The 14,172-nt window shown below is 68.4% G+C and carries 15 protein-coding genes; 9 read left to right on the top strand and 6 right to left on the bottom strand.

The features are described 5' to 3' along the window. Window positions 1–21 precede the first annotated feature (21 nt). Entirely contained in the window at window positions 22–618 is a 597-nt protein-coding gene (locus tag OZ671_RS05450) for a DNA-3-methyladenine glycosylase I (RefSeq protein WP_268859789.1), read from the bottom strand. A gap of 178 nt (window positions 619–796) precedes the next feature. Between OZ671_RS05450 and OZ671_RS05445 the strand changes: the two genes are divergently transcribed. The 9 genes from OZ671_RS05445 to OZ671_RS05405 all read left to right on the top strand — a co-directional run bounded on the left by OZ671_RS05445 (window position 797) and on the right by OZ671_RS05405 (window position 8,918). Then, complete coding sequence (locus OZ671_RS05445) at window positions 797–1,984, top strand: ABC transporter substrate-binding protein (protein WP_038309485.1); 1,188 nt, start codon at window positions 797–799, stop codon at window positions 1,982–1,984. Between the two features lie 200 nt (window positions 1,985–2,184). Then, on the top strand, window positions 2,185–3,108 hold the full coding sequence (locus OZ671_RS05440) for a branched-chain amino acid ABC transporter permease (RefSeq protein WP_268859788.1): 924 nt from the start codon (window positions 2,185–2,187) through the stop codon (window positions 3,106–3,108). Between the two features lie 3 nt (window positions 3,109–3,111). Further along, on the top strand, window positions 3,112–4,092 hold the full coding sequence (locus OZ671_RS05435) for a branched-chain amino acid ABC transporter permease (RefSeq protein ID WP_268859787.1): 981 nt from the start codon (window positions 3,112–3,114) through the stop codon (window positions 4,090–4,092). Next, window positions 4,089–4,844 carry an ABC transporter ATP-binding protein gene (locus tag OZ671_RS05430; RefSeq protein WP_268859786.1) on the top strand — a complete coding sequence of 252 codons (756 nt, stop codon included), beginning with the start codon at window positions 4,089–4,091 and terminating at the stop codon, window positions 4,842–4,844. Before OZ671_RS05435 ends, OZ671_RS05430 begins: the two co-directional genes overlap by 4 nt. Beyond that, the gene (locus OZ671_RS05425) at window positions 4,841–5,350 is read left to right on the top strand and encodes a MarR family winged helix-turn-helix transcriptional regulator (RefSeq protein ID WP_268859785.1); all 510 of its coding nucleotides are present in this window, start codon (window positions 4,841–4,843) and stop codon (window positions 5,348–5,350) included. Before OZ671_RS05430 ends, OZ671_RS05425 begins: the two co-directional genes overlap by 4 nt. A gap of 3 nt (window positions 5,351–5,353) precedes the next feature. After that, window positions 5,354–6,049: an ABC transporter ATP-binding protein gene (locus OZ671_RS05420; protein ID WP_268859784.1), complete on the top strand. Its 696-nt coding sequence runs from the start codon at window positions 5,354–5,356 to the stop codon at window positions 6,047–6,049. 31 nt (window positions 6,050–6,080) lie between these two features. Next, window positions 6,081–7,163: an alanine racemase gene (locus OZ671_RS05415; RefSeq protein ID WP_268859783.1), complete on the top strand. Its 1,083-nt coding sequence runs from the start codon at window positions 6,081–6,083 to the stop codon at window positions 7,161–7,163. A 46-nt stretch (window positions 7,164–7,209) separates the two neighbouring features. Continuing rightward, entirely contained in the window at window positions 7,210–7,671 is a 462-nt protein-coding gene (locus tag OZ671_RS05410; RefSeq protein ID WP_268859782.1) for a RidA family protein, read from the top strand. A gap of 59 nt (window positions 7,672–7,730) precedes the next feature. Continuing rightward, entirely contained in the window at window positions 7,731–8,918 is a 1,188-nt protein-coding gene (locus OZ671_RS05405) for an aminotransferase class V-fold PLP-dependent enzyme (protein WP_268859781.1), read from the top strand. 28 nt (window positions 8,919–8,946) lie between these two features. On the opposite strand, the gene OZ671_RS05400 is transcribed toward OZ671_RS05405, so the two are convergent. The 5 genes from OZ671_RS05400 to OZ671_RS05380 all read right to left on the bottom strand — a co-directional run bounded on the left by OZ671_RS05400 (window position 8,947) and on the right by OZ671_RS05380 (window position 14,048). Continuing rightward, entirely contained in the window at window positions 8,947–9,393 is a 447-nt protein-coding gene (locus OZ671_RS05400) for a RidA family protein (RefSeq protein ID WP_268859780.1), read from the bottom strand. 57 nt (window positions 9,394–9,450) lie between these two features. Then, the gene (locus OZ671_RS05395; RefSeq protein WP_268859779.1) at window positions 9,451–11,088 is read right to left on the bottom strand and encodes an AMP-binding protein; all 1,638 of its coding nucleotides are present in this window, start codon (window positions 11,086–11,088) and stop codon (window positions 9,451–9,453) included. Then, window positions 11,088–12,278 (bottom strand): acyl-CoA dehydrogenase family protein, encoded by a 1,191-nt coding sequence (locus tag OZ671_RS05390; RefSeq protein WP_268859778.1) that lies wholly within the window; start codon window positions 12,276–12,278, stop codon window positions 11,088–11,090. Before OZ671_RS05390 ends, OZ671_RS05395 begins: the two co-directional genes overlap by 1 nt. 87 nt (window positions 12,279–12,365) lie before the next feature. Then, window positions 12,366–13,196: an enoyl-CoA hydratase family protein gene (locus OZ671_RS05385; protein WP_268859777.1), complete on the bottom strand. Its 831-nt coding sequence runs from the start codon at window positions 13,194–13,196 to the stop codon at window positions 12,366–12,368. A 39-nt stretch (window positions 13,197–13,235) separates the two neighbouring features. Further along, a complete protein-coding gene (locus tag OZ671_RS05380) occupies window positions 13,236–14,048 on the bottom strand; it encodes an SDR family NAD(P)-dependent oxidoreductase (protein WP_268859776.1) in 813 nt (270 codons plus the stop codon). Window positions 14,049–14,172: the final 124 nt, after the last annotated feature.

The raw sequence follows: 14,172 nt of genomic DNA, 5'->3' as shown, positions 1-14,172 counted from the left end.
CCGCTGGTGCCGGGTGGCTGGTCAGCCCATCGCCGCCACCTCCTCGTGGCGGAAGCAGCCGACCATGTGGTCGTTGGTCATGCCCACCGCCTGCATGAAGGCATAGACGATGGTCGGCCCGACGAAGGCGAAGCCGCGCGCCTTCAGGTCCTTGGAGATCTTGCGCGCGATTTCGGTTTCGGTCGGCACCTGCGACCGGTCGGTGAAACGGGGCTGCACCGGCCGGCCGTCGACGAAACCCCAGAGATACTCGGAAAAGCCGATGCCCCTGGCCTGCATGTCGAGATAGATGCCGGCCGACCGGATGGTGCCGACGATCTTGGCACGGTTGCGGATGATGCCGGGATCGGCCATCAGCGCCTCGATCTTGGCCGGCGTGTAATTGGCGATGATCTCCGGTTCGAAGCCGTCGAAAACCTTGCGGAAATGATCGCGCTTCCGGAGAATGGTGATCCAGGACAGGCCCGCCTGGAAGCCGTCGAGGATCAGCTTCTCGAACAGGGCGCGATCGTCGCGCTCGGGCACGCCCCAGTCGGTGTCGTGATAGGCGACATAGAGCGGGTCGTAGCCGGGCCAGGCACAGCGCGGCTTGCCATCGGCATGGTCGGTGATCAGCATCGGGCCTACCTGCGGGTTCCTGCGGCGAATCGCCCCTGCCAGCCTTGCGGAAAATTACTTTAGGCTTAAAATATTTTTCGCGGCCGGGGTTGTTCACGACAAATCCGGCGTAATAATGCCTTGGCATCAGCCGCGACCACGGACAAGCCCGGGCCGGCGCACGGGTGGGGAGATTTTGATGAAACGCCTTCTGTCGATGGTGGCTGCCGGTTTTGCCGCCGGCCTGGGCCTCAGCACGGCTGCGCCGGTGGCCAGCGCCCAGGAGCCGATCCGGATCGGCGTCATCGAGACGCTTTCGGGCCCCTCGGCGGTGCTCGGCCAGCACGCCCGCGACGGCTTCCAGCTGGCCATCCGCCAGCTCGGCGGCCGGATGGGCGGCCGCGAGGTGCAGGTGATCGTGGTCGACGACGAATTGAAGCCCGACATCGCGATCCAGCGCGTCCAGGGCCTCATCGACCGCGACAAGGTGGACTTCGTGGTCGGCCCGATCTTCTCGAACGTGCTGCAGGCGATCCAGGCGCCCGTGGTCAATTCGCGCGCCTTCCTGATCAGCGCCAATGCCGGCCCGTCGAGCTATGCCGGCAAGGCCTGCCACGAAAACATGTTCGTCACCTCCTACCAGAACGACCAGGTGCACGAGGTGCTGGGCGCCTATGCGCAGAGCCGCAACATGCGCCGTGTCTTCCTTCTGACGCCGAACTACCAGGCCGGCCGCGACGCCATGGCCGGCTTCAAGCGGCATTTCCGCGGCGAGGTCGTCGACGAGGTGTTCACCCCGCTCGGCCATCTCGACTTCTCCGCCGAGCTCGCCCGCATCGGCGCCTCCCGGTCCGACGGCATGTTCACCTTCATGCCCGGCGGCATGGGCGTGAACCTGGTGCGCCAGTATCGCCAGGCCGGCCTCGTCGATCGCGTGCCGTTCCTCTCGGCCTTCACCGTCGACGAATCCACCCTGCCCGCCCAGCAGGACGCGGCGATCGGCATGATCGGCGGCATGACCTGGGCGCCGAACATGGACAATCCGCAGAACAAGAAGTTCGTCGCCGATTTCGAAGCGGCTTTCGGCTACGTGCCCGGCTCCTACGCCATGCAGGCCTATGACTCGGCCATGCTGATCGACAGCGCCGTGCGCGCCGTCAACGGCAATCTGAGCAATCGCGACGCCGTACGCGCCGCCCTGCGCAAGGCCGACTTCGTCTCGCTGCGCGGCAACTTCCGCTTCGGCAACAACCATTATCCGATCCAGGACTTCTACACCGTGCGCGCCGCGCGGCGTCCCGACGGCAAGTTCCAGACCGAGATCGTCGAGCGGGTGTTCACCAACTACGCCGACGTCTATGCCCGCGACTGCCCGATGCGCTGGTGACGGTCCAACCCGGCCCCGGCGCCAGCCGGTCGCCGGTCGCTGGGACGGCCGTACCGCCTGAATGCGAGGCCCGGCCGGCCTTGCCTGTTCCCGATCCCGCCCGGTGCGGGATCGGCAGGGCCGGTTCATGCCGGCCGTCGTTGTCTCACATGTCAGCAGCCGCGCCGATCTCGTAGCCACCCGAGCCCCGACCGGAACTCATGTCCTCGACTCTTCTGATCATCCAGACATTGAACGGGCTGCAGCTCGGCGTGCTGCTGTTCCTGATCGCCGCCGGCCTGACGCTGGTGTTCGGCGTGATGGACTTCATCAACCTCGCCCACGGCGTGCAATACATGCTCGGCGCCTATCTCGCGGCCATGTTCGTCGCCTGGACGGGCAACTTCTTTTTCGGCCTGGTGCTGGCCCTCATCGCGGCGCTCGCCTTCGGCCTGCTGCTGGAGGTGGCCGTCATGCGCCATCTCTATGAGCGCGACCATCTCGAACAGGTCCTGGCGACCTTCGGCGTCATTCTGTTCCTCAACGAGAGCGTGAAGATCATCTGGGGCGCCGCGCCCCTGCAGGTGCCGGTGCCGGACGTGCTCTCGGGCTCGATCGCGATCGCCGATGGCGTGCTCTACCCGGTCTGGCGTCTGGCCATCATCCTCGCCGGGCTCGGTGTCGCGCTGGGCCTCTACCTGATCGTCGCGAAGACACGCGTCGGCATGCTGATCCGCGCCGGCGCGACCAACGCGCCGATGGTCTCGGCTCTCGGCGTCGATATCAAGCGCCTGTTCATGATCGTCTTCGGCTTCGGCGCCATGCTGGCCGGCTTTGCCGGCTGCATGGCCGCGCCGGTCCTGTCCGTCGAGCCCGGCATGGGCGACAATCTGCTGATCCTCGCCTTCGTCGTCATCGTCATCGGCGGCATCGGCTCGATCCGCGGCGCCTTCATCGGCGCACTGATCGTCGGCCTCACGGACACGCTGCTGCGCTCGTTCTCGGTCGATCTCCTGCGCCTTGCCGGCCTCTCGCCCTCGGACGCGCGCACCGTCGGCCCGGCCATCGCGTCCATGTCGATCTACATCCTGATGGCGGCGGTGCTGTTCTTCCGGCCGACCGGCCTGTTCCCGGCAAAGGGCTGAGCGATGACCGACGCCTCGCCCCTCGCCGCCCCCATGGCCGCAGCGCCGCGGTTCGACCGCCGGCGGCTCCTTGTGCCGCTCGCCGTGTTCGCGGCGCTCGCGCTGGTGCCGCTGGTGCTGCCGGTCGACCGCTATGTCCTGACCCTCGTCACCCGCGCCATGATCTTCGCCATCGCGGCGCTGTCGCTCGACCTGATCCTCGGCTACGGCGCGATGATCTCGTTCGGCCATGCCGCCTTCATGGGCATCGGCGGCTATGCGGTCGCTATCCTGATGTTCCACGACACCGACGAGGCGCTGATCGCCTTTCCCGTGGCGATCGGCGCCGGCGCGCTGTTCGCCCTGGTGACGGGGGCGATCTCGCTGAAGACCCGCGGCGTCTACTTCATCATGATCACGCTTGCCTTCGGCCAGATGGCCTTCTTCACCGCCACCTCGCTCTCGGCCTATGGCGGCGACGACGGCCTGCGCATGGTCCAGCGCAGCCTGGTGGCCGGCACGCGGCTGATGCGCAGCGACACGAGCTTCTACTTCATCGTGCTCGGCCTGCTTGTCGCCTGCTATGGCCTGCTGCGCATGATCGTCGGCTCGCGTTTCGGACGCGTGCTGCGCGGCGCGAAGGAGAATGAGCGGCGCATGCGGGCGCTCGGTTTCGATCCGTTCCGCTACCGCCTCGCCGCCTATGTCATATCCGGCGCGATCTGCGCGCTGTCGGGCGCGCTCTTCGCCAATCTCGGCCTGTTCGTCGCGCCCGCCTATATGAGCTGGCCCCGTTCCGGCGAACTGATCGCCATGGTCGTCCTGGGCGGCACCGGCTCGCTCAGCGGCGCGGTCATCGGCGCCATCGGCGTCATCCTGATCGAGGAGTGGCTCGCCGAACTGACCCAGCACTGGAAGGTGATCTTCGGACCGCTGGTGGTGCTGGTCGCGCTCTTCGCGCGCGGCGGGATCATCAGGCTGATCGAGCGGAGGAACCGTCCATGACCCGGCCGATCCTCGAGCTGAAGGGGCTGCGCAAGGCGTTCGGCGCGCTCGTCGTCACCGACGACGTGACGCTCGACATCGGACCGTCGGAATTCCACGCCGTCATCGGCCCGAACGGCGCCGGCAAGACGACGCTGATCGGCGAGATCACGGGCGAGCTGTCGATCGATGCCGGCAGCGTCACTTTCGCCGGCGAGGACATCGGCCACCTCCCCGTCCATGCCCGGGCGCTGCGCGGGCTCACCCGCTCGTTCCAGATCACCCAGGTGCTGCCCGGCTTCTCCGTCCTCGACAATGTCGCAACCGCGGTGCAGGCCCATTCGGGCTCGTCGTTCCGCTTCTTCCGGCCGGTCGCGGCCGAGCGCGCCCTGAACGACAAGGCCTTCGCCGCGCTGGAGCAGGTCGGCCTCGACGCGCGCGCGGCGAGCGATGCGGCGAGCCTCTCCCATGGCGAGAAGCGCCAGTTGGAGCTCGCCATGGCGCTGGCGTCCGAGCCGAAGCTCCTGCTGCTCGACGAGCCCATGGCCGGCATGGGCCGGGAGGAGACCGAGGGCATGGTGGAGGTGCTGCTCAAGCTCAAGGGGCGCTATCCGATCGTGCTGGTCGAACACGACATGCACGCCGTGTTCCGCCTCGCCGACCGCATTTCCGTGCTCGTCTACGGCCGGCTGATCGCCTCGGGCACGCCCGACAGCGTCCGGGCCAATCCGGCGGTGCGCGAAGCCTATCTCGGCGCGGAGGAATTCGCATGACCGAGCCGCTCGACGCCGAAAGCCGCCTTGCCCACCAGCCGCGCGATGCCCGACCGGAGCTCAGGCTGTGGCTCAGGCTGCTCACCTGCACCAACCTGATCGAGCGCGAGATCCGCCGCCGGCTGATGGACCGTTTCGCCATCACGCTGCCGCGCTTCGATCTGCTCGCCCAGCTCGACAAGGCGCCCGACGGCCTGACGCTCGGCGAGATCTCGCGCCGCATGATGGTCACCAACGGCAATGTCACCGGGCTCGTCGACCGCATCGTCGAGCAGGGCCATGTCGAGCGCCGCCGCGATGCCAGCGACCGGCGCGCCCAGCGCATCGTGATGACCGACCAGGGCCATGTCGCCTTCACCCGCATGGCGCGCGAGCATGGCCAGTGGATGACCGAGCTCCTGGGCGACCTCGAACCGGCCGAGCGGGAGACGCTGATGGGCCTGCTCGGGCGCACCAAGGCCTCGGTCGCGCGTGCGCTCGCCCGGCCGGTCGAAGCGGCGGAGTGAGCGATGCTGACGGTGAAGAACCTCGAAGCCGGCTACGGCGACGTGCAGGTGCTGTTTGGCGTCTCGCTGGAGGTCGGCCAGGGCGAGGTCGTGACCCTGCTCGGCCGCAACGGCATGGGCAAGACCACCACGATCCGCGCGATCTTCGGCCTGATCCGGCCGCGCGGCGGTGCGATCGAGGTGGAAGGGGTCGCGCTCGCCGGCCGGCCGCCCTATCGCGTCGCCCAGGCCGGCCTAGGCCTGGTGCCGGAGGGCCGGCAGATCTTCCCCAATCTCGATGTCGAGGAAAATCTGGTCGCGACCGCCGCGAGCCGCGGCGCGCCGGCCTGGACGCTGGAGCGGGTCTACGCCTTCTTCCCGCGCCTCAAGGAGCGCCGGCGCAATATGGGCAACCAGCTCTCCGGCGGCGAGCAGCAGATGCTGGCCATCGGCCGCGCCCTGATGACCAATCCGAAGCTGCTCGTGCTTGACGAGGCGACCGAAGGCCTCGCACCGGTCATCCGGGCCGAGATCTGGGCCTGCCTTCAGCGTTTGAAGCAGGACGGCCAGTCGATCCTGGTGATCGACAAGAACGTCGATGCTCTGATCAAACTGGCCGACCGGCATCTGATCCTTGAAAAGGGACGGATCGTCTGGTCAGGATCGAGCGCGGCCTTCGTCGCCATCCCCGACCTGAAGGACCGCTACCTGCACGTCTAGATCCAGCGCCCGGAATGCCCAGAGGACCGTCATGACCACATCGCTCGCCGCCAAGATCGCCCGCGAATACGGAACGCCGGCCGTGGTCATCGACATGGACCGGGTCGAGCGCAACATCCAGCGCATCCAGTCCGCCTGCAACGCGGCGGGCGTCGCCAACCGGCCGCACATCAAGACGCACAAGAGCCCGGAGCTCGCCAAGCTGCAGGTCGCCGCCGGCGCCAAGGGCATTACCTGCCAGAAGATCGGCGAGGCCGAGATCATGGCGGAAGCCGGCATCGACGACATCCTGATCAGCTACAACCTGATCGGCGAGGAGAAGATGGCGCGCCTCGCGGCGCTCATGGGCAAGGCCGAAATGACAGTCGCCGCCGACAACCCGACCGTCATTGCCGGCCTGCCGGCGGCGGGCGCCGCGGCCGGCCGCGACCTCGGCGTGGTGATCGAATGCGATACCGGGCGCAAGCGCGCCGGCGTCGAGACCCCGGCCGAGGCGGTCGCGCTCGCCAAGCTCGTCGCCGACACGCCGGGCATCGCCTTCAAGGGCTTCATGTTCTACCCGACCGAGGACGGCTGGGCCGAAGCGCAGCGGTTCCATGACGAGGCCCTCGCCGGCGTCCGCTCGCATGGCCTCGAGCCCGCCATCGTCTCCACCGGCGGCTCGCCCAACATGAAAAATGTCGGCAAGCTCAAGGGCGCCACCGAGCACCGGCCGGGCACCTATATCTACAACGACCGCATGCAGGTCGCGGCCGGCGTCGCCAGCCTCGACGACTGCGCCCTCACCGTCTATTCGACCGTCGTCAGCCGCGCCGCCGCCGACCGCGGCATTCTGGACGCCGGCTCGAAGACGCTGACCTCGGATCCCGGCGGCGGCCTCGACGGTTTCGGCCTGATCCTCGAACATCCGGAAGCCCGGATCGCACGGTTTGCCGAGGAGCACGGCATGCTGGACCTCGCCCGCTGCAACGAGCGGCCGAAGGTCGGCGATGTCGTGCGCGTGGTGCCGAACCATGTCTGCGTGGTCGTCAACATGGTCGACGAGGTGGTGATGGTGCGCGGCGAGGAGATCGTCGGCATCCTGCCGGTCGTCGCGCGTGGCAAGCTGCGCTGATCAACCCTTCCCATCCCCTCCCAGTCCCGTCAGTCCGGAGCCGCCAATGACCCCCGAAGACAAGCTCGCCAAGATGGGCCTCACGCTGCCCGAGGTGCCGACGCCCGCCGGCAACTACGTGCCCTGGAAGCGGGTCGGCGACATCGCCTATCTCGCCGGCCAGGGCCCGCGCAAGGCGGACGGCGCCTTCGCCACCGGCAAGGTCGGCGCCGACGTGACCGTCGAGACGGCCTATGAGCATGCCAAGCTCGTCGGCCTGCAGATCCTGGCCTCGGCCAAGGCCGCCGCCGGCGGCGACCTCTCCAAGGTCGAATTCGTCAAGGTGCTGGGCATGGTCAATGCGGTGTCGGATTTCGGCGACCAGCCGCGCGTGATCAACGGCTTCTCCGATCTGATCGTCGCCGTGCTCGGCGACCGCGGCCGGCATGCCCGGTCGGCGGTCGGCATGGGCTCGCTGCCGATGGGCATCACCGTCGAGGTCGAAGCCATCATCAAGATCCACGACTGAACGGGCTGCGGCCGCCGGCAGGAATGGCCGCCGGCCTCCGTCAGAGGATGCTCTCGGGGATGCCGATGACCGCGCTCGATCTCACCCGCCATTTCTCGCGGTTCCGGGCGGCCGCGCCCGACCGGATCAACCTCGCCGCCCACAGCCATCACGACTGGCCGGACGTGACCTTCGCCGCCCAGGCGGCAGCCTGGCAGGATGCCGCGGGCCTTGCCGGCGACAAGTGGGGCAAGGTGTTCGGCGAGGTGATTCCCGCCGTGCAGGCGCATCTGGCACGGGCGCTCGCCCTGCCGGATCCTCGTACGATCGCGGTCGCGCCCAACACGCACGAATTCCTGCGCCGGCTGCTCTCCTGCTTTCCCGCCGGCAAGCCGGTGCGGATCCTGACCAGCGACGCCGAATTCCACACCGCGCGGCGGCAGATGGCGCGGCTGGAGGAGGACGGCCTCGTCACGGTCGAGCGCATCGCGACCGAACCGTTCGCAACCTTCGCCGAGCGGTTCGGAGCGCGGATCGCCAGCGGCGCCCATGACCTCGTCTTCGTCAGCCAGGTGTTCTTCACGTCGGGCGCGACATCGGGCGATCTCGGCGCGCTCGCCGGCTGCCGGCACAGCGGCGATACGCTCATCGTCATCGATGGCTATCACGGCTTCATGGCGCGGCCGACCGACCTCGCCGCCATCGCCGACCGTGTGTTCTATCTCGCCGGCGGCTACAAATATGCCATGGCGGGGGAAGGCGCCTGTTTCCTGCACTGCCCGCCCGGCCTCGCGCCACGGCCGCGCGACACCGGCTGGTTCGCCGATTTCGGCGCGCTCGCCGCGCCCGCGGGCAAGAGCGTCGGTTATCCCGCCGATGGCGGCCGCTTCCTCGGCGCGACCTTCGATCCGAGCGGCCTCTATCGCCTGAGGGCGGTGTTCGACTGGCTGGCGGCGGCCGGCGTGACGGCCGCCACGGCGCATGACCATGCCCGCTCGCTCATGGCCCGGTTTCTCGACGCGGTCGAAGCGATGAACATTGCTGGGCTTCGGCGCGACGATCTGCTCACGCCGTTCGGGCCGCAAGCCGAGCACGGCAACTTCCTCGCCTTCCGCACGGAGCGGGCCGGCGAGATCGAAACGCGCCTTGCCGCCGTCGGCGTGCACAGCGACCACCGCGGCGACCGCCTGCGTTTCGGCTTCGGCTTGTGCTGCAATGCCGACGACGTCGACCGGGCGGTGGAACGGCTCGCCCGGGCGCTGCGCTGAGGCCGCCGGCGCGGCTCGCCGGCGAGCCTCATTCGGGAACGATGGCGGTCGCCTCGATCTCGATCTTGGCCGCCTTTTCGACGAGGCGCACCACCTGCACCACGGCCATGGCCGGATAGTGCTGGCCGAAGATCTCGCGATAGGCCCGTCCGAGCGGCTTCAGATGCGCCAGATATTCCTCGACGTCGGTCACATACCAGGTCAGGCGCACGATATGGTGCGGGCTCGCGCCGCCTTCGGCGAGGATCGCCCTGATATTGTCGAAGCACTGGCGGGCCTGGTCGCCGAAATCGGGCTTGAAATTGCCCATCACGTCCCAGCCGACGACACCGCCGGTCACCACGACGCGGCCCTTGGCCGCCATGCCGTTGGCATAGCCGCGCGGTACCGGCCAGCCCGGCGGATTGAGGGTGACGGGACGTTCGTCCTCGTCGGCGATGGAGAAGGACAGGACGGGGGTGGTCGGCTTGGTCATATCATCAACTCCGCCGCTCGCATCGTCGGGACGGGCGTGGTCGGCCTGGTCATCATTTCAACTCGCCCCAGGGGTCAAGGCGGCATCGCGCGCCGCGATCTCGCGCAGCGCGAAACGCTGCAGCTTGCCGGTCTCCGTGCGGGGCAACTGGTCCACGAAGGCGATCGACCTGGGGTATTTGTAAGGCGCGATCTCGGCCTTGACGAAGGCCTGGAGTTCCTCGGCGAGCGTCTTGCCCGGCGCAAAGCCCGGCTTCAGCACCACATAGGCCTTCACCACTGTGCCGCGTTCCGGACAGGGCTGGCCGACGACGCCGCATTCGGCCACGGCCGGATGGCTCATCAGGCAAGCCTCGACCTCGGGGCCGGCAATGTTGTAACCGGCCGAGATGATCATGTCGTCGCTGCGCGCCTGGTACCAGAAATAGCCTTCCGGATCGACCAGATAGGTGTCGCCGGTGACGTTCCAGCCGTCGATCACGTAGCGGGCCTGGCGCTCGTCGGAGAGATAGCGGCAGCCGGTCGGGCCGCGCACGGCCAGACGTCCAGGCGTGCCGGCCGGCAGGTCTTCGCCGTCGGGACCGATCACCTTGGCCTGGTAGCCCGGCACGGGAAGCCCGGTCGCCCCCGGGCGGATCAGCTCCTGCGGCGCGGCGATGAAGATGTGCAGCATTTCGGTCGCGCCGATGCCGTCCATCAATTGCAGGCCGGTCGCCTCCTTCCAGGCATCGAAGGTCGCCTTCGGCAGCGCCTCGCCAGCCGAGACGCATTTCTTCAGCGAGCGCCAGTCGTGATCCTTCAGCATCGGGATCATCGCCCGGTATGCGGTCGGCGCGGTGAAGCAGACGGTCGGCCGATAGGCCGCGATCGCCGGCAGCAGTTCAGCGGGCGGCGCCTTTTCGATCAGCACGGTGGAGGCGCCGACGCGGAAGGGGAACAGCACCAGGCCGCCGAGACCGAAGGTGAAGGCGAGCGGCGGCGAGCCAATGAAGCGATCGTCGGGCTCGGCCTTCAGCACGTTGCGGCCATAGGCGTCGCAGATCGCCAGGAGATCGCGATGGCCGTGCATGGTGCATTTCGGCGTGCCCGTCGTACCCGAGGTGAAACCGAACAGGCAGATGTCGGTGGCCGATGTGTCGACCGCGGCGAAGTCGGCGGAAGCCTTCGCCGCGCGCTCGGCGAGCTCGCCGAACCCGACCACCCGCCGGAGCGGCGCCAGCAGGGCGCCGGCCGTGCCGAGCTCGGCGGTCAGGCGATCGTCGCAGAGCGCCAGGCCGATCTCGGCCTTGGCGGCGATGGCGCCGAGCTCCTTGGCGCGCAGCAGCGGCATGGTCGCCACCACGATGCCGCCGGCCTTGATGACCGCGAGATAGGCCGCAACCATCATCGGATTGTTGGGCGCGCGCAGCAGCACCCGATTGCCGGGCACGAGACCGAGCTCGCCGGTCAGGACATTGGCGATGCGGTTCACGTGGTCAGCGAGATCGGCATAGGTCCAGGCAAGTCCGCCCGGCGCCAGGATCGCCAGGCGCTCGCCCCGGCCCGCGGCGACATGGCTGTCGACGAAATCGGTGACGCAGTTGATCCGCTCGGGATACTGCAGCTCCGGCCGGTCGAACAGGAACACCGGCTGGGCGCTCGCCGGCGGCAGGCCGCGGGCGGCGAAATCGTCGACATGTGCGGAATGGGCGGACATCAGCGCTTTCCCCCCTCGGCGGCCGCGGCATGCTCGGCGAGATGCGCGCGGGCGATGACGATCTTCTGGACCTCTGTGGCCCCCTCGTAGATGCGCAGGGCCCGGATATCGCGGTAGAGCTCCTCGACCTTCTCGCCCTTCTTGACGCCGAGGCCGCCGAAGACCTGGATGGCGCGGTCGATCACCTTCTGGGCATTCTCGGTCGCCACCATCTTGGCGACCGCCGCCTCCTTGGTGATGCGGGGCTTGCCCTGGTCCTTGGCGTAGGCCGCGCGGAAGATCAGCAGGCTCGCGGCCTCGAGCTCGGCGACGGAATCGGCGAGCGAAGCCTGCGTGAGCTGAAGATCGGCGAGCGGCGCGCCGAACATCTGCCGCTTCACCGCCCTTGCCGTCGCCTCGGCCAGCGCGCGGTTGCCCATGCCGAGAGCGGCGGCGGCGACCGTCGAGCGGAACACGTCCAGGGTCGCCATGGCGATGCGGAAGCCGTCACCCGGCTTGCCCAGCATGGCGCCGGCCGGAACGAGGCAATTGTCGAATTTCAGGGTCGCCAGCGGATGCGGCGCAATGACGTCGATACGCTCGGCTATGGCGAGGCCGGGCGTGTCGGCCGGCACGATGAAGGCCGAAAGGCCGCGCGCACCCGGCGCCTCGCCGGTCCGTGCGAAAACGACATAGCAGTCGGCAATGCCGCCGTTGGAGATCCAGGTCTTCAACCCGTCGAGCCGATAGTGCGCGCCGACCCGCGTCGCGCTGGTGGTCATGGCCGCGACGTCCGAGCCGGCATCGGGCTCCGACAGGGCGAAGGCGGCGATGGCATGGCCGCTGCGCACGGAGGGGCAGCAGGCGGCCTTCTGCTCGGCCGTGCCGAACAGCGAGATCGGGCCGGTGCCGAGGCCCTGCATGGCGAAGGCGAAATCGGCGAGGCCGTCGACATAGCCGAGCGTCGCGCGGGCGATGCAGAGGGTGCGCACGTCGAGCCCTTCGCGCAGCCCACCCTGGTCACCGGGCACGCAGGCGGCCAGGAACCCGGCTTCGCCGAGCGCTGCCACGAGACGCCGGCAGGAACCGTCGACATCGTGATGGTCGACCAGCGGCGGCACCGTCTCGCGCGCCCAGGCGGCAAGGCGGCGGGCAAAGGCGCGGTGTGCCTCGTCGAAGAACGGCAGGTCGAGAATATCGGAACCGAGCATGTCAGCAGCCTCCCCCGATGCTGCGGAAATCGTCGGAGCACCGCCGGATCGGACCGGCAGGCGCGCCCAATGGGCCGGTGGCCATGGTCAGTTTCCCTCGAAGACGGGCTTCTGTTTGGCCGCGAAAGCCTCGAAGGCCCGGCGGAAATCCTGGGTGTCCATGCAGATCGCCTGGGCCATGGCCTCGGCCTCGATCGCCTCATCCACCGACATGGTCCATTCCATGTGCAGCATGCGCTTGGTGATGCCATTGGCGAAAGTCGGGCCGGCGGAAATCTCGTCGGCGAGCTGGGTCGCCTCGGCGAGCACGGCCTCGGGCGCGACCAGCCGGTTGAAGAAGCCCCAGGCAAGGCCCTCCTCGGCGCCCATCATGCGGCCGGTATAGAGCAGTTCCGAGGCCCGCCCCTGGCCGATCAGGCGCGGCAGGATGGCACAGGCGCCCATGTCGCAGCCGGCCAGGCCCACCTTGTTGAACAGGAAGGCGACCTTGGCCCGCGGCGTGCCGATCCGCATGTCCGAGGCCATGGCCATGATGGCGCCGGCGCCGACGCAGATGCCGTCGACCGCGGCGATGACCGGCTGCGGGCAGGCGCGCATCGCCTTCACGAGCTCGCCGGTCATGCGGGTGAACTGCAGCAGGCCCGGCATGTCGCGTTCGGTCAGCGGGCCGATGATCTCGAAGACATCGCCGCCGGCGCAGAAATTGCCGCCGGCGCCGGTCACGACGATGGTCTTGATCTCGGTGTCGAAGGCGAGCGCGCGGAACAGATCGCCGAGCTCGGCATAGCTCTCGAAGGTCAGCGGATTTTTCCGGTCCGGCCGGTTCAGCGTGATGGTCGCGACCTTGTCCTTCACCTCCCAGAGGAAATGGCTGGCCTTCCAGTCGGCGAGACGCTGGCGGTGCGGGATGGTGTGCATGGCGGGCTTCCTCGGGCGTTTCTTCTGAAAGGATCGAACTCAGGCGATCTCGCCGCCGGCAATCGGCAAGGCGAGGCCGGTCACCGCGGCCGCCTCGTCGGAGGCGAGCCAGAGCACGGCATGGGCGACTTCCTCCGGCCTGATCAGGCGGCCGATCGGCATGGAGCGGGTGAGGTCGGCGAGCGCCGCATCCGGCGTGCGGCCGGTCTTGGCGACGATGGTTTCGATCGATCCTGCGACGAGATCGGTCTCGGTGAAGCCCGGGCACACCGCATTGATGGTGACGCCTGACGTCGCGACCTCCTTGGCCAGGGCGCGAGTGAGGCCGACGACGCCGTGCTTGGCGGCGCAATAGGCGGCGACATAGGGATAGCCGGTGAGCCCGGCGGTCGAAGCGATCGTGATGATCCTACCCCGGCCGCGCGCCAGCATGCCAGGCAGGACCAGGCGGATGGCTTCGAACGCTGCGGTGAGATTGACCGCGATCATCCGGTCGAACAGGCCGCGCTCCAGGCGCTTGGCAGGCCCGGTCTCGGCATGGCCGGCATTGTTGACGAGAATGTCGATGGGCCCGGCGGCCTCCGCCGTGCGGACCGCTGCCTCCAGCGCCGTCGCATCGGTGACGTCGGCGACAGCGAAGGCGCACGCATCGCCCGCCGCCACGGCATCCGAAAGGCTCTGCGCCGTGCGGCCGAGAATGGTGACGTGCACGCCAGCGCGCGTCAGGTCGCGGGCGATGACACGCCCGATGCCGCGACCGCCGCCGGTCACCAGCGCACGCTTGCCGGCCGGATGGCGGTGGTGTTCGAGGCGGGCTTCTTGGGACTGATCCGGAGAGCTGGAAACGACCATCACGACCTCCCACCATTTGTTTTAAGCTTAAAATATTTCGGAGCAAGAGGGTGCTGCCCGCTTGCCGGAATTTATTTTAGGCTTAAAATAATTTTCAGACCGGGAAGCGGCGTTCGAACCGGCT

The sequence above is a fragment of the Phreatobacter sp. AB_2022a genome (genome assembly GCF_026847585.1).
Lineage (GTDB): Bacteria > Pseudomonadota > Alphaproteobacteria > Rhizobiales > Phreatobacteraceae > Phreatobacter.
The sequence above is the reverse complement of the archived record's forward strand: the minus strand, read 5'-3'. Positions and strand labels throughout refer to the sequence as shown.

What these genes read in the sequence shown, in the direction of transcription:
- OZ671_RS05430 (WP_268859786.1), top strand. Translation starts at nt 4,089, where the DNA reads ATGACCCGGCCGATCCTCGAGCTGAAGGGGCTGCGCAAGGCGTTCGGC.
- OZ671_RS05415 (WP_268859783.1), top strand. Translation starts at nt 6,081, where the DNA reads ATGACCACATCGCTCGCCGCCAAGATCGCCCGCGAATACGGAACGCCG.
- OZ671_RS05435 (WP_268859787.1), top strand. Translation starts at nt 3,112, where the DNA reads ATGACCGACGCCTCGCCCCTCGCCGCCCCCATGGCCGCAGCGCCGCGG.
- OZ671_RS05405 (WP_268859781.1), top strand. Translation starts at nt 7,731, where the DNA reads ATGCCGATGACCGCGCTCGATCTCACCCGCCATTTCTCGCGGTTCCGG.
- OZ671_RS05390 (WP_268859778.1), bottom strand. Translation starts at nt 12,278, where the DNA reads ATGCTCGGTTCCGATATTCTCGACCTGCCGTTCTTCGACGAGGCACAC.
- OZ671_RS05420 (WP_268859784.1), top strand. Translation starts at nt 5,354, where the DNA reads ATGCTGACGGTGAAGAACCTCGAAGCCGGCTACGGCGACGTGCAGGTG.
- OZ671_RS05395 (WP_268859779.1), bottom strand. Translation starts at nt 11,088, where the DNA reads ATGTCCGCCCATTCCGCACATGTCGACGATTTCGCCGCCCGCGGCCTG.
- OZ671_RS05425 (WP_268859785.1), top strand. Translation starts at nt 4,841, where the DNA reads ATGACCGAGCCGCTCGACGCCGAAAGCCGCCTTGCCCACCAGCCGCGC.
- OZ671_RS05380 (WP_268859776.1), bottom strand. Translation starts at nt 14,048, where the DNA reads ATGGTCGTTTCCAGCTCTCCGGATCAGTCCCAAGAAGCCCGCCTCGAA.
- OZ671_RS05450 (WP_268859789.1), bottom strand. Translation starts at nt 618, where the DNA reads ATGCTGATCACCGACCATGCCGATGGCAAGCCGCGCTGTGCCTGGCCC.
- OZ671_RS05445 (WP_038309485.1), top strand. Translation starts at nt 797, where the DNA reads ATGAAACGCCTTCTGTCGATGGTGGCTGCCGGTTTTGCCGCCGGCCTG.
- OZ671_RS05385 (WP_268859777.1), bottom strand. Translation starts at nt 13,196, where the DNA reads ATGCACACCATCCCGCACCGCCAGCGTCTCGCCGACTGGAAGGCCAGC.
- OZ671_RS05400 (WP_268859780.1), bottom strand. Translation starts at nt 9,393, where the DNA reads ATGACCAAGCCGACCACCCCCGTCCTGTCCTTCTCCATCGCCGACGAG.
- OZ671_RS05440 (WP_268859788.1), top strand. Translation starts at nt 2,185, where the DNA reads ATGTCCTCGACTCTTCTGATCATCCAGACATTGAACGGGCTGCAGCTC.
- OZ671_RS05410 (WP_268859782.1), top strand. Translation starts at nt 7,210, where the DNA reads ATGACCCCCGAAGACAAGCTCGCCAAGATGGGCCTCACGCTGCCCGAG.